This window comes from Streptomyces sp. NPDC025806, assembly GCF_055558275.1.
On record NZ_JBVHMU010000026.1, the window covers coordinates 21,959 to 35,963 of the forward strand.

The following is a 14,005-nucleotide window of genomic DNA, read 5'->3' on the forward strand; positions in this document are numbered from 1 at the left end:
ACAGCATGGGGCGTCGAGCCAGGCTTCCGTGGTCCCGGCAGGCCCTCTGACACCTGAACGGTTGCGGTCCTAGCTGGCCGGGGCCCGACCGATACCGAAGGCGGTCGTCACCAGCAACGGCGCGCCCTTTTCGCCCGCTCCGGTGATCCCGCCGGCCCCGAAGAAGATCCGCCCGTGCTCGATGACCACATCGTCGGTCTCGCTGCCGGTGACCATCTCGTTGTTCTCAGGGGCGACGCTGAAATAGAAGTACTCGCGCTGCTTGCCCGTCGCCGGATCCAGGCTCACCAACGAGTTGGGCGCGTACTGGTCGGTGCTGGCCTTATATGCCAGCAGAGATTTTCCACTCATGCGAACGGGGAAGATCATCTGGTCATCGCCTGCGTCGAACTTCATCTTCGATTTACCCGTGGCCAGGTCGAAACCGACGATCCAGTTGGTGGTGTCGTTGATTCCTTCGTTCTGCTCGCTGCTGGTGATGAAGGCCTGATCCTCGCCCACCACGATCTGGGAGCACTGGTCAAGGAAGTACGAGTCACAGTTGACCTCGTAGTGACCGCCCTCGAGACGGATCGTGGAGCGGTACTTCCCATTCTCCGCCAACGAGATCAGGTCGGTGATCCCGCCTTCGCCGCCCGCGCCGACACCGATGACGAGTGGCTTGCTTGAGGCGATGTAGACACCCCTGACGCCCTTGGCGACCTTGTAGGTCCACGCCACTTTTCCGGTACGGGCATCAACCCTCTGTACCTGATAGGGCACGTCCTCGGAACCGGGGGTCTCCGGCGTACACGCACGCACGACGGACAAGGCGCGCCCACCGGCGAATCCGATGTCCGAACAGCCCTGGTCGGGCCCTCGCTGCCACAGTTTCCGACCGTCCTTCATGTCGAAAGCAGCGGCGCCTTTCGCCTGCCATGACGTGACGACGGCGCCACGCGTCATGGTCACGGTGGTCGGGTCGATCGTGGAGCCCATCTTGCTCTTGCCCGGGAAGCCGGCCCGCCAGAGCATCTCACCCGTGTTCAGGTCGATGAAACCGACCTGGTTGCAGAGGTCGCCGTGCTTACGGTCCCTGAACAGCACCGCCGTCTTCTCGTCCACAGTCACCAGGGACGTGAAGCCGCAAATGGGGCCCGGCAGCGCCTTTGTCCATGCCTCGGTGTCCGGCCCGATCTTTACGGCCTCGAGCTTGTCGTACCGCCCCTTCACCAGAACCGTTCTGGTGGCCCAGGTCCCCGGGGTCGCCTGGCTCTGCTTCGGCTCCAGCTCCTTCGTCATGACCGAGGCGACCATATGGCCCGCGCCGCCCTTGGGGGCTGCCTCGACGGTCTCCCTGATGTCATCCGGCGCTTGCTGCCGACCCGCCTTCGTGCTGCTGATGGCGTCGTCCGAACCACCTTCGGAGTCCGCGGACCACAGGCCCCAGCCTCCTAGAGCCAGAACTACGGCGACGACCGTGGCGACGGCCCCACGGAGCTTGAGACGCTTCCGCCTGCGTTCCTCAGCGACTCGCTGCGACTGCGTGAACGGTGACGGCGGGGGGCCGAAAGCCATGACTCCTCATCCTCTACGTCATAGGAGTCATCTCAACTCCGCTGCACATCAAACTGTCTGACTGCTTCCACCTGTGCCGAGAACAGTCCAGGGTGGGCGCCTCCCGCACGCGCCCACCCTGGCATGTCACATCGGCAGCTCTACTGGAAGTAGCTGGCAGCCTTCTTGTCGCCACCCATGTAGTCGCCGCCGGCCTGACCGATCACGTGGCCGATGCCGGTGAGCGCGGTGTGGATGTCCTTGGCTTCCTTGTCCCAGCGCTTGAGCTTGCTGTCGAAGGTGCCCTGGGCCTCGCCCTCCCAGTACTCCAGGCTCTTCACGACCATCTGCTTGAGCTCTTCGAGGTCCGCGTCGAGCGCCTTGGCCTCGTTGCCGATCTGGGTCGCGGCCGAGTCCAGGCCGTCGTAAGTTACAAGCAGCCCGTCACCGTTGCTGACCATGCTTCTCTCCCTCGTCTTTTCGTAAGTCGCCGTGATCTCCGTGTGCTACGCCGTGTTGCTCAGTAGCCGCTGAGAGACGACGCTCCGTCCTTCACGTCAATCTTGGCGACGGACGCACGCACGTCGTCTTCGGTGTTGTCCTTGACGTTGCGCGTCTTGTTCATCGAGTCAATGACGTCAGCGAGGATCTTGCCGATGTTCTGGAGGGACTCGTTGATCTCGTACTGCTTCTTGTCGAAGGCAGCACGGCCGATGCCCTGCCACTGGCCCTCAAGGCTGTCGATGACGCCCTGCAGGTTGTGCACGCGCTTGCGGATGCCCTCGTACTTCTCCGACATCCGCTTCTCGAGCGCGACTACTTGCTGATCTTCAAGCTTCTGCCTCGGCGTTCCCATGCTGCCCCTGCCCTTCTTGGTCTGCCTTTAATTGCTGTTGCTGTGGCTCATGCCCCGAACGAGGCCGAGCCGCTCCCCCGTGGTCCACCCAAGAAACGCAGGGACCCCACGGTTGAAAGTCCTATTGACCGCGTCGCGCCCGGAGGACTGCGAAACCGCCGCCGCCGATCACGATGGCTGCCGCGACCGCACCGAGCGCAATCCACAACGTGCTGTTGCCGCTTGAGGATTCCGCTTCCGATCCTGCCGCCTCCGCCGGGACTTCTGAAGCCTTCTGCGTGGGCTGTGACGAGCCTGATGCAGAAGCGGAGGGCTTGGCGCCGTTCGTCTTCTCGGTGGTCTTCGCCGGGCCGCCGTTCTCCTTGGAGAGCGGGTCCGTGTCCGCCGAGCCGGGGTTGTAGTTGGGGTTCTCCAGAACCACCCGCGGACGGATGATGCCGTAGCCCAGGTACTTGCTCGGGTCGTTCTTCTTCCACTTGCGGCCGGCGGTGTCGATCAGCGAACGCAGGACCTGGTTCGCCGTCCAGTCCGGGTGGGCGGACCAGATCAGGGCCGCGGCGCCGGAGGCTACACCGGTCGCCTGGCTCGTGCCCTGTCCCTCGTCGCAGTAGGCCTTGAAGGTCGCGTCACACCATTTCGGGAAGTCCTCGCCAGGCGCGGCAAGATCGACGTAGTTGCCGTTCGAGGCGAAGTGCGAAACCGTGCCCGACTTGTCGACAGCCGAAATGCCGACAGCGTACGGGTAAGCAGCGGGATACAGGATGTGCCCGGTGTCTCGGCCCTCGTTGCCCACACCCACCATCAACAGCTTCCCCTTGGACGCCGCGTACTTGAGCGCCTTCTCCTCATCAGGGTCGATCGTGGGGCCGCCGAACGACATGTTGATGATCTGCGCGTCCGAGTCTGCCGCAGCGCGGATTGCCGCTGCGTTCTCAGGCATCTTCTTGAGCTCCGCCTCATCATCGATGCCTTCGAGCTTGATGCGGTAGGGCACGATCTTCGCATCTGGTGCCAGACCCTTGAGACCGCCACCAGTGCCGGTGCCGGCGATCAGCTCCGCGATGGTGGTGCCGTGTCCCGTGTAGTCGACCGTCGATCGGTAGCTGACCGAGGCGGGTACCTCGTCCGCCAGCACCTGACCCTTCAGGGAGGGGGTGTTGGCGTTCACACCGGAGTCGATCACGGCAACCTTGACGCCCTTGCCGGTACTGACTTTCCACATCTGGTCGGCCTGCATCGCGTCCAGGTACCACTGCTTGGACTGGGCGTCGTACGCCGCTGCGCTGGGCGCGAACCCGACGCCCATGACAGCCAGAGCTCCGACGACCGCCCCGACCGAGCGCACACGTCTTACCCCGCGCGCCCAACCCATCGGGGAACGGTCGGCTCGTCGGCTGATCCCTGACTTCATGCTGCTGGCTGTCCTCGTCGCTCGGCTTCAGTTGACGACCGGCGGCACATCGCGCCGGTCGGCGGGCAGGTGGGTGTTCGGATCCTCGACCACGTAGTCGGGCCGCTCGGACGTCTCGGTCTCTTCTTCCTTCGGCTTGCGGTTCTTGCCGGCGCCGCCGACCAGTCCCGCGCCGCCACGAGTCCCCGCCGCGTTGCGACCGGCACCGCCACGCGCCGGGCCGCCGGTCGTCGAACCCTGAGCACCGAAGACGCCCCGCTGTCCGACACGGCCGGCCGTCGAACGACCATTGGTGCCGGCGCCCTCCGTACCCATCACCGCACCGCGCGGAATGCGCGAACCGCCCTGGCTCGTCGTACCCGCACGCCCCGTAGGAGTCTGGCGACCACCGACGACACCGGTGGAGCGACCCGCTTCCTTGGCGCCACCGGCACGCGGCGCGCTCGGCTTGGTGGTGGGGCGCTGGGTCCCGCCGGTGATGGCGCGGCCGTTCTGTGAACCCTTGCCCGGGGTGCTCGCGGCACGACCCGTCGAGGTCGAGCGACCCATCTCGGTGCCACCGCCGCCACGACCCATGGAGCGCTGCTGCTGAGACGTGCCCGAGGGGCCGCTGGTACGGCCCTGGCCCGTCCGGTTCTGGCCCGGGCCCTGGCTCGTGAGGGGGTTCCGCATACCGCCCGGTCCGGTGGTGCGACCGGTCGCGGTGGGCGGGAACTGCGGGACATAGCCGGGCCCCGAAGGGCCGGTCGGTGTCGGCGCGTTCGGAACGTTCGTGGGGCCGGTCGTCGTCGGAGGCGGCGTGTTGGTCGTCGGCCTCGGCAGCGTGTCGACGCTGTCGATCTCCGTGCCCACCGGACGGTCCGGGACGGTGATGGTGCCGTCGATGTCCTTGCGGGGCGGAGGTGAGACGACACCCGGCTCGACCACACCGTCAGGGCGTCGCGTCTCACCGGTACCTGTGACGTGACCACCGCCACCCGTGTCGCCGGTACCGACCGAACCACCCTGCCTGCCGCCGTCGTCGTCGACGCCGCCACGCATCGGTCGGGGAACCCCCACATCCGGCATCGTACGAAGCTTCGGCGGCTCCTTGCTGAGGTTGTCCAGGCCCTGCTTGGACACGACGTAGTACGACGACAGGCGGGTCATCTGGTTGATCGCCTCTTGGCGATTCTTCTCCACCTTGACGGCGGCCGTGTACTCGGGATTGTCGGCGGTCTTCTTGTGCTCGGGAAAGCTCGACGGCCGCATCTTTTGCTGGTCGGCCGGGCGGGTGTCGCGCTCGGGCATGGCGCTCCGTACGGACGACAGGCCCATGGACGCCGCGGAGAGCTGATCGCCCGCGCTGCCTGCGAAGGTACTGAGTTCGCGGCCGTACTTGACGAGGTCCTGGCCGAAGCCGCGGAACGAGTCACCGGACTCACCGACCCAGTGGACCTTGGTGATGTGACCGTCCAGCTCGGACGCAGCCTTCTCGATGGCGTCCCGCGCGTTCCAGAGCGCCGTGCCGGAGGACTCGAGGTCCGCCGGGTTCGCCTGCTCGACCATGTCCAGCATGGTGTTCAGGTCGAGCGAGGGGTCCTCGAAGTTGGTCTCGCGGGAGTCGAGAGCCTTGCCCGCCGGCGTCACGTCGACGACGGCACGCAGGATCGGGTTGAACCAGCCCCCACCGGTGTTGTCGTCTTCGACGCCGCGTGCGAAGTCCGTGAACTTGTTCTGGTTCTGGACCCGCTCATGGTCTGCCTGGTGATCGTGTTCCGTCATGGTCAGAACTCACCCTGCTTCTTGTCGTTGGCGTGCTTCGCACCGTCCGACTTCGCGCCAGTGGACTGCTCAAGCCGTTCGATCTCCGTCTGGATCGCCCAGAACCGGCGCCGCTGGTCCTCTTCGAGGTTGTCGAAGCCTCGATGGGCACCCTGCACGGCGATCTCGATGGCCTCGAGCTGAAGCTTGAGCGTCTTCGACAACGTGACGAGCTGGTTGTGCACGACGTTGTAGGAGGCGTAGAGGGCTTCGGCCTCAGGGAAGGAGCGCGCCGCTTCGTTGTGCAGCGACGACTTCTTGATGGTCTGCGCGTTCACCTTGTTCGGGTTGCCATCGGACGCGTCCAGGTCGCTGAGCACCGTCTTGATGCGCTTCCGGAACGTCGTGAGCGCTTCGCTCGTGACCTCAAGGTTCGCCGCCCTCGTTGCTGAGGGCCCTCCCACCATGTCTGCTGGAAGCACGACGCCTTCCTCCCCGTTTCCCCGTAGGTCCGTCTCCGTCGAGACGGGCCGTCCACCCGGACTGCTTCAGCGCGCGATGGCAAAGTTGGTCACGCCATACAACGCCTTAACCACTGTAGTCACCCCGCACATCCACTCCAACCGAGCTTCTGCGATAACTCCGTCACGAGACGGCATCAAGAGCGCTTACTTTCCGGGCCAATTCGGACAACTCCGCTCGCGCGAAGCAACACCCGACTACGACAGGCGCGCAGTTCCGGGGCAGATCGGGCCCCTGGCACGCTAGCCCCGTTCCAGGGATCAGCGGGAATGTGGCCAATCTCGTACGGATGAATTCAGACACCGGCAGAACTCGCCCCGGCTTCTTCACGAAGTGCCCACAAATGCGATCGGTGCGTCCGCACACGCGGCACCTGCAATCTCGGCCCGCCCAAAATCCGCTCGGAACGGTCGGCGTACAGCACGTACGCTGCGGGGCCGGTGAGGACGGACCGACCGCCGGCGAACGTCGTTCCTACGCCGTGGAGGCACCGTGACACGAGACCTGCCGCCGTTCGGAGATGCGCTGCGGGCGGAGCTGGGAGTGCCCGCGGGAAGTGTGGTGCTGGAGAGCAGTCCGCGGTCGCGGGTGTGGCGGGTCGAGCTCGGGTCCGGGGTGCCGGTCGTCGTCAAGCAGCTCGTCGCCGGGCCGGAGGCGGCGGATCGGTACGCGCGCGAGGTGGCGGCGCTGCGGATCGCCGGGCGGGCTCAAGTGCCGGTCGTGCCGAGGGTGTTGGGCGCTGAACCCGACGAGTTGGTCGTGGTCTTGGAGCATCTTGAACATCGGGCGCCCGCCGAGGACTGGATCGTGGGGTACGCGGAGTCCCTGGCCAGGCTGCATGCCACCGCGCGCCGCTCGGACGCGGCCGGCCCCCTCCCCCGCTGGTCGGCCCCCGACACATCAGACGTCGCCGCCTTCCTACGCCTGGCCGAGGCACTCGGGGTCCCGGCCGGGGCGGAGGTCACCGTCGAGCTCCGCGCCCTGGTCGAGCGGCTCGACCGCGCGCCCGGGACGGCTCTCCTCCACGGCGATCCCTGCCCCGGCAACGATCTCCACACGACCGACGGCGTCCGGTTCATCGACTTCGAACAGGCCTCACTGGGGAGCGGGTTGATGGAGCTGGCGTATCTGCGGATCGGGTTTCCGACGTGCTGGTGCGTGACGCGGGCGTCGGATGCACTGCTGACGCGGGCGGAGTCGGCCTATCTGTCGGCCTGGCGCGCTGCCACCGGCACCGAACCGGCCGAGGACGTCGAGGCGGCGTTGGCCGACGCGTGTGCCGGGTGGGTGCTGCGGGGTGACGCGCTGGTTCAGCGGGCCGAGCGGGGGACGACCGACCAGTTGGCGCGGGTGGTGGACGAGGACTGGAGCTGGGGCACCGCGACCGCGCGCCAGCGGCTGACCTACCGCCTCGCCGTGGTGGCCGAATACGCCGCTGCGCAGGACCAGTTGAAGCACGTAGCCGAACTCTGCGGCCGCATGCACACCGCCGCGCGCGCCCGCTGGCCCCACCCTCTCTCGGTTCCGACCCGGCGCCCCTGACTCCTACCCCCTCCCCCTCGCAATCGATCTCGTCCTGCTGCTCGCCCAGAAAGCTCCGGGCAGCGTCCTCCGCCGCGCGGCCGAGCTGCCGCGCGTAGCCCAGCCCCCCCACCGATCCCCAGTTTGCACAAGCGAGCGAGCACGCAGCCCGGCAGAGGGGGTCCCGTACGGACTGGGTAGGGTGCGCGTCGTGACGAACGACAAGCGCGGGAACGCTCATTTCAGCCGGGCCGGCATCCGGCTGCCGGGTGATCCGGCCGCGCCCGGGGCGACGGAAACGCTGGCTCAGGTTGACGATCGCAACTGGCGCGTCACGTTTTTGCTGACCGCCACGATCGCCGCGCTGGTCGCCGTCCGCGCGCTGACGGTCATCGGTCTGACCGTGGCAGGCGTCGGGTCCGGGTATCCGGCGCCGGTCGTGGCGGCGTCGGCCGCCGCGCTCGTCGTGGTCGCTGCCACCGCCTGGCTGCTCGTACGGGCGCGCAGGGCCCGCCGCTGGTCGCCGCTCGCAACCGCGCTGGGCGTCTGCCTGGCCGGACTGGTCACGATCGCCGCGGCCGGACGGCTGTGACAGCCCCCACAGCCCCCATGGCTCCCACAGCACCTTTCCGCAGCCCGCTCGCGCCGGGTCCGGTGACGAAACGGGCCGGTTCGCATGAAATCGGGCAGCCCGCCGGAACTCGCCACGGATCCTTCACGGAGTGTCCGCATCCGCGAGGCGGGCGAACTGTGACGATCGCCCTCGGGCCCTGTGCTCGTCTCGGCCGATTGCTAGCTTGGCTGCCGAAGCGGAGCGCCCGAGGGGCGCCGTCAGCGGGAGAAGTAACGGGGAGGCCGGCTCATGGCATGGGACGAGTGGGAGCAGCTGAAGGCGGACGCCGCCGGGCGGCAGACGACGGGGATGCGGTTGAACCGTGCCGACGGGGAGCCGCCGATGCCGTCGCAGACCGGCGATCTCCAGGTCAAGAACGAGGACCTGGCGAAGATCGGGTCGCACGCGCACACCCTCTACAACCAGCTGTGGGACAAGGCCCGCGTCGCCGTGCCGACCAGTGACACCGCGGCCGGCGATCTCACCGGGCAGGGGTTTGCACTCGGCGGCGGGCTCAAGCACGTGTCCAACCGGTGGGACGAGCAGCTGAAGTCGCTGATGGACGCGTGCGCGCAGATCTCGAACCACATGCAGACCACGAAGAAGGTCCACGCGGGCGACGACCACTACATCTGGCGGCAGATGAGCAGCATCGCCTCCCTGGACGCCGGGTTCGACGAGCGGGTCGGGGGGCCGGGCGAGAAGAACCCGGTCTACGACACGAAGAAGAAGTGACGGCCGCGTCGGCAGAACCGCGTGGGGCCGTTGTGGCGTCCGATCGTCCGAGGTCCTCGTGAGCGAGGGCCGGCGGCGGGGTCGCGGGGCGGCGGCGCCCTCCCGGCGTGATCAGCGCTACGGGACGTACCAGAAGAAGTAGAGGAAGAGACGGTCGGTCATGGATCTCGACGCACTGCGCTTCGCCAACTTCAAGACGCTCGACGACGCGGTCGCCGACTGGAAGCTGCTCGTGCAGCATCTCGTGGATCTGCAGAAGGACGCCGAGGACGGTCTCCACCAGGCCGCCAACAAGGCCGACTGGGTCGGAGTGAACGCCCAGGTGTCCAAGGAGTTCATCGGCAAGACCGCCGGGGAGTTCGCGGACGCGCACACGCAGGCCACGACCGTCCACAACATCCTCAGCGACACCCGCGACGAGCTCAAGCAGCACAAGAAGGACCTCGAGGCCGCGATCGACCGCGGGCTGAAGAAGAACCTGACGGTCATGGACACGGGTGACGGCGGGTTCACCGTCACCATGAACATCCATCCGGACCGCGCCGCGAAGGGGACCACGGTCCCCGAGCACAGCGAGAGCGATGTCACCGCGCTGCGGGACGAGGTGCAGGGCATCCTGCAGAAGGCCACCGACAGCGACAGCTCGGCGGCCAAGGTGCTCAAGGCCATCGCCGACGAGTCGACGATGGGCTTCTCCGACGCCTCGTACAAGGACCGGGACCAGGCTGCCGACGCGGTCAAGGCCGCGGAGGACCTGGCGGCGGTCGCGGGGAAGAACCCCAAGGATCTGACCCCTGCGGACTTCGACAAGATCAACGCCGGGCTGTCGAAGTACAAGGACGATCCACTGTTCGCCGAGCAGTTCGCCACGAAGCTGGGGCCGAAGAAGACCCTGGAGTTCTGGGAGGGCATCAGCGACCCGCAGGTGAACATGAAGGTCGGCAGCGAGCGCCTGGACCAGCTCGGTGACCTCCAGCGCAATCTGAGCATGACGCTCGCCACCGCCACGCGCAGCGACACGGCGGCCATGGCCGGCTGGAAGAGCGACATGATCAGGCTGGGCGACCAGACGATCGGCCCCAACGGGCTCGGCCCCGACGGTTTCCAGGTCATGAGCAACCTGATGCGGGCGGGCGACTACGACGACGACTTCCTCAAGAGCTACGGCACCAAGCTCATGGAGACCGAGCGCAAGCTCACCGGCGACGGCGAGCACGACAACCTGAAGTGGCGCCCGGGCTTCAGCACGCCCTGGCTCAACCGCATGGGCGACGACAGCGGCGCCGACCCCCTGACGGGATACCTCAAGGGGCTCTCCAACTCCCCGGACGCAGCCACGGACTTCTTCAACGAGGAGTACCTGCCGAAGGACGGCGACGACCGCAAGGAGGCCGTCGACAACTTCAAGTACCTCTTCGAGGACCGCAAGTGGCCCGAGGAGCAGAATCTGGACGGCGACGACCTGCACACGGGCCAGAACAATCTCGCCCTGGCGCTGGAGGCGGCGACGACCGGGCATCCGGCGGGTGAGCTGCCGACACTCGACACCCCTGCGCACACTCCCGAACAGGCCAGGCTCATGACGGAGATCGTGTCCTCCGTCAGCGAGGATCCGGAGCGCCTCACGAAGAACGGCTACATGTCCGACAGCATGGGCCAGATGGCGTCCGAGTACCTCGCCGACATCAACCGGTCCACGACCGACGTCGAGTACGACCCGAGCAAGCCCCCGGAGGAGCAGTCCGAGGCGTGGAAGGAAATCGCCAGGCTGTTCCCCAACGCCGGTGCGCAGGCGGACTTCAAGCACGCCGACGTGTCCCGCTTCCTGGTCTCCGTGGGTCAGAACCCCGAGGGATACGCGGCCGTGGAGGTGGGCCAGAAGAAGTACATGGGCTACCTGATGGACTATCACCTCGACCCGGACCTGCCGGCGGACGCGCGGTACCACCAGGACACGGAGAACACCATCAAGGAGATCTCCCGGCGCTCGGCGGAGGTCAGCGGGTCCCTCGCGATCGGCCGGCAGGAGGCGGTACTCGGACCCGCTGCCGAGAAGGACGAGGCCTACAACCACTCCATCGCCCAGTGGAAGAACGTGGCCTCCGGCACGATCGGCACCGTGACCGGCGTCGGCACGAGCCTCATCGCCTCGCCCGTCGCGGGCGCGGCAGTCGGCGGTGCGGCGGGGACGGCGAGCAGCCTCATCATGGAGGAGCTGTTCAACGGGGTCGAGGGCGAGAACCTCAAGGAGAGCGGTCACACGGTCGCCGGGCTCTGGGAGGACAGCCGCGAGAAGAGCATCTCGATGAGCCAGGCCGCGGCCGTCGAGGCAGCCAAGCACTACGGTCTCAAGGACGCCGCAAGCGTGAACGAGTGGGCGCGCTACGGCACCCAGGACGGTTACGTCGACGCCTCGGTCAACGGGCGTCAGATGGCGGACGACCTGACGACCGAGATCCCGGGGTAGCCACGACGGCCGGACCGGACCGGACCGGTCCGGCCGTCGGCCCTCGCTCACCTCACCCGTATTCAGACACAGGACCCGGGATGTCACCGACCAGAAGCTACCCCCGTACCGTACGAATCCCTCGGGCCGCGGCAGGGCTCACCGCGGCCGTGGCTGTGGCCGTCGGGACGGTCGTCACCGGGTGCTCGTCCTCTCCGGACGGACCCGATCGTGGGTACGCCGTCCCCGCGAGGGTCTGCGGCGTGCCCGTGCCCGCCTCCGTGCTCGAACCGCTGCTGCCCGACGGCAAGAAGCTCGTTTCGGAGAGCGGCGGGACGAGCGGCCTGCGCACGTGCAAGCTCCTGGTGGACGGGAAGCTCGCCGTCACCGCGCAGGTCGAGCGGTGGGAGCACGGCACGTCGTTCCAGAAGGTGCTCGCCGCCACTCCCGGGCTCGGCGACAAGCGGGCCCCGGCCGGTGGTACGTCGGTCTCGTCCGGCTCGACGGGCCTCGCCGAGGTGTCCTGCCCGGGCGCCGCGCCCGACGGGGAGGAGGTCTTCGCCACCGTCCGCGCGGAGAACTCCCCGGGTGAGCCCGCCATGAGCAAGGCCGTCACCGCGTACGCTGCCAAGGCGGGCACCCCGGCGAACTGCCGCTCCTGACGCGCGGGAGACCGCACCCGTCGGCCGGTCTCCTGAGGTGGCCGGGCCCCTTGGGCTCGGCCCCCGGCCCCTCAGCAGGCGCCGGGTGTCACCCTCGCCGTCACCCGGTACCCCCGCTCCGTGTGGCTCCCCGGTCGACCGCCGATGCCCGGGGCCGTGTAGTCGTGGGACTTCCAGCGCCGGGTCCGGAGGTTCAGGCAGAAGGAACGGGTGGCGCCCTCGGCGTCGATCGTGTAGTCGCCGTCGGCCTTGGGGGCGCCCGACACCGGGACGGCCTGCACGCCGGTCTCCGGTGCTCCGCCGCCGCCGTTCGCCACCACCTTCGTGGTGATGAGCGTCGCGTAGTCCGCGAAGTACGGGCTCTCGCCGGGGCCCGAGTCGTTGCGGTACCAGTAGCCGTTCAGGTCGGTGCGCGTCTGGCGGGTCGCGGACGTCAACTCCTCGTCGCTCCAACGGGAGTTGTGGTCCAGGGTCACCATCTGGGCACCCTGCCAGACACCGAGGCCCGCCATCAGCAGCAGGGCCGTCCGGGCCACCACGAACGTACCCGTGGAAAGGTCGCCGCCCGAGGGGTACGTGCGGCGCCGGACCGCGTTGATCCAGGTCGCTCTCAGGCATGCCATGGCGACGAGGAGGCCGGCGAGAACGAACAGGGTGACCGCCATGCCGGTCATGAGTCGGCTCCGCCCCCCGGTCCCGTCCGCGTCCGCGCCCTGCGGCGCCGCGCGTCGCGTACCGCCACCGCCGTGCCGCCCAGGCCCGCCACCGCGATCAGACCGCCGACGAGGACGTACGTGGCCAGGCGGGCGTTGCGCTCGTCCGCGGTCTCCGTGAGGGGGACCGGGAGGATCTCCGGGGGCTTGGCGTCGATGGCGTCCGGGTCCGCATGCGGGGCCTGGATCGGGTTCTTCGGGTCCGCGATCTCGGTGACCGCGCGGACCGGGTCGACGACGCCCCAACCGACCAGCCGGTCACGGCCGTTGATGGAGCGCTCCGCGGTCTGCTCGATCTGCGCGACGACCTCCTGGGCCGTCCAGTCCTTGTGGTGCTGCTTGATCAGGGCCGCGACCGCCGCGACGTACGGCGCCGAGAAGCTCGTGCCGTTGTCGGAGCAGTGGCCGCCCAGCGGGACCGTGGAGATCATGTCGACGCCCGGCGCGGCCACGCCGACGTCGTCGTTCGACTGCGAGAAGGCGGCGCGCTCGTTGTTGCGGTCCGACGCGGCGACCGCGAGAACGCCCTTGTACGAGGCCGGGTAGGTCTTCTTGACGTTGCCGCCGAGGCCGTCGTTGCCCGCGGAGGCGACGACCACGATGTTCTTCTGCAGGGCCGCGTTGACGGCCGTCTCCAGCTTGGAACCGGGGGCCAGGGCCTTCTCCGTGTCCTGGGAGATGTTGATGACGTCGGCGCGCCGGCTGATCGCGTGGTTGATCGCGGCGGCCAGGTCGTCGGAGTCGCCGTGGCCCTCCGCGTCGTTCTGCTTGATCGGGATGATCGTCGCTTCCGGCGCGAGGCCCACGAAGCCCGTGCCGCTCACCTTGCGGGCCGCGATGATGCCGGCGACGCGGGTGCCGTGTCCGACGGTGTCGGTCGTGCCCTTCGCGTTGCCGCGGTTCTCGATCTTCTTGCCCTTGTCGTCCTTCGGCGGCAGGAAGTTGGCGCCCGAGGCCACGTCGACGGCGCTCTTCAACTGCGGGTTCTTGACGTCCACGCCGGTGTCGATGACCGCGACGCGGACGCCCTTGCCGGTGGCGCTCTGCCACAGGTCGTCGAGGTTGACGCGCTGCAGCGCCCACGGCCGGCCCGCGTACTTCTTGCCGCCGAACGTGCACTGCCCGCTGTCCGCCGCCGCCGGGGCCGCCGGCAGTGCGAGCACGGCCATCGACGCGGTCAGCGCGGTGGCCGCGGACACGGCGGCCGGCCGCGCGGTGCGGCGGGCCCAGTTGCTGGTGATCGCCAT

General features: G+C 68.2%; 13 protein-coding genes. 5 read left to right on the top strand and 8 right to left on the bottom strand.

The window, feature by feature from the left end; all coding sequences use genetic code 11:
- Nucleotides 1–69: 69 nt before the first annotated feature.
- The 6 genes from ACZ4E1_RS36365 to ACZ4E1_RS36390 all read right to left on the bottom strand — a co-directional run bounded on the left by ACZ4E1_RS36365 (nt 70) and on the right by ACZ4E1_RS36390 (nt 6,028).
- Entirely contained in the window at nt 70–1,557 is a 1,488-nt protein-coding gene (locus ACZ4E1_RS36365; protein WP_467547637.1) for an outer membrane protein assembly factor BamB family protein, read from the bottom strand.
- A 140-nt stretch (nt 1,558–1,697) separates the two neighbouring features.
- Entirely contained in the window at nt 1,698–1,997 is a 300-nt protein-coding gene (locus ACZ4E1_RS36370) for a WXG100 family type VII secretion target (RefSeq protein WP_467547639.1), read from the bottom strand.
- A 59-nt stretch (nt 1,998–2,056) separates the two neighbouring features.
- Entirely contained in the window at nt 2,057–2,392 is a 336-nt protein-coding gene (locus tag ACZ4E1_RS36375; protein WP_467547641.1) for a WXG100 family type VII secretion target, read from the bottom strand.
- Between the two features lie 121 nt (nt 2,393–2,513).
- Complete coding sequence (locus ACZ4E1_RS36380; protein ID WP_467547643.1) at nt 2,514–3,737, bottom strand: S8 family serine peptidase; 1,224 nt, start codon at nt 3,735–3,737, stop codon at nt 2,514–2,516.
- A gap of 93 nt (nt 3,738–3,830) precedes the next feature.
- Nucleotides 3,831–5,567: a hypothetical protein gene (locus ACZ4E1_RS36385; protein WP_467547645.1), complete on the bottom strand. Its 1,737-nt coding sequence runs from the start codon at nt 5,565–5,567 to the stop codon at nt 3,831–3,833.
- 2 nt (nt 5,568–5,569) lie between these two features.
- Nucleotides 5,570–6,028 carry a hypothetical protein gene (locus ACZ4E1_RS36390; protein ID WP_467547647.1) on the bottom strand — a complete coding sequence of 153 codons (459 nt, stop codon included), beginning with the start codon at nt 6,026–6,028 and terminating at the stop codon, nt 5,570–5,572.
- A gap of 532 nt (nt 6,029–6,560) precedes the next feature.
- Here ACZ4E1_RS36390 and ACZ4E1_RS36395 point away from each other — a divergent pair.
- The 5 genes from ACZ4E1_RS36395 (at nt 6,561) to ACZ4E1_RS36415 (ending at nt 12,045) form a co-directional block, all read left to right on the top strand.
- The gene (locus ACZ4E1_RS36395; RefSeq protein WP_467547649.1) at nt 6,561–7,610 is read left to right on the top strand and encodes a phosphotransferase family protein; all 1,050 of its coding nucleotides are present in this window, start codon (nt 6,561–6,563) and stop codon (nt 7,608–7,610) included.
- 190 nt (nt 7,611–7,800) lie between these two features.
- Nucleotides 7,801–8,181 carry a hypothetical protein gene (locus tag ACZ4E1_RS36400; protein ID WP_467547651.1) on the top strand — a complete coding sequence of 127 codons (381 nt, stop codon included), beginning with the start codon at nt 7,801–7,803 and terminating at the stop codon, nt 8,179–8,181.
- 270 nt (nt 8,182–8,451) lie between these two features.
- On the top strand, nt 8,452–8,937 hold the full coding sequence (locus tag ACZ4E1_RS36405; RefSeq protein WP_467547653.1) for a hypothetical protein: 486 nt from the start codon (nt 8,452–8,454) through the stop codon (nt 8,935–8,937).
- A 160-nt stretch (nt 8,938–9,097) separates the two neighbouring features.
- A complete protein-coding gene (locus ACZ4E1_RS36410) occupies nt 9,098–11,404 on the top strand; it encodes a hypothetical protein (protein ID WP_467547655.1) in 2,307 nt (768 codons plus the stop codon).
- A gap of 242 nt (nt 11,405–11,646) precedes the next feature.
- On the top strand, nt 11,647–12,045 hold the full coding sequence (locus tag ACZ4E1_RS36415; RefSeq protein ID WP_467547657.1) for a hypothetical protein: 399 nt from the start codon (nt 11,647–11,649) through the stop codon (nt 12,043–12,045).
- Between the two features lie 71 nt (nt 12,046–12,116).
- Here ACZ4E1_RS36415 and ACZ4E1_RS36420 read toward each other — a convergent pair whose 3' ends face one another.
- On the bottom strand, nt 12,117–12,719 hold the full coding sequence (locus ACZ4E1_RS36420) for a hypothetical protein (protein ID WP_467547659.1): 603 nt from the start codon (nt 12,717–12,719) through the stop codon (nt 12,117–12,119).
- Nucleotides 12,716–14,005, bottom strand: coding sequence for a type VII secretion-associated serine protease mycosin (mycP, locus tag ACZ4E1_RS36425; RefSeq protein WP_467547661.1), 1,290 nt, complete (start codon nt 14,003–14,005; stop codon nt 12,716–12,718). Before mycP ends, ACZ4E1_RS36420 begins: the two co-directional genes overlap by 4 nt.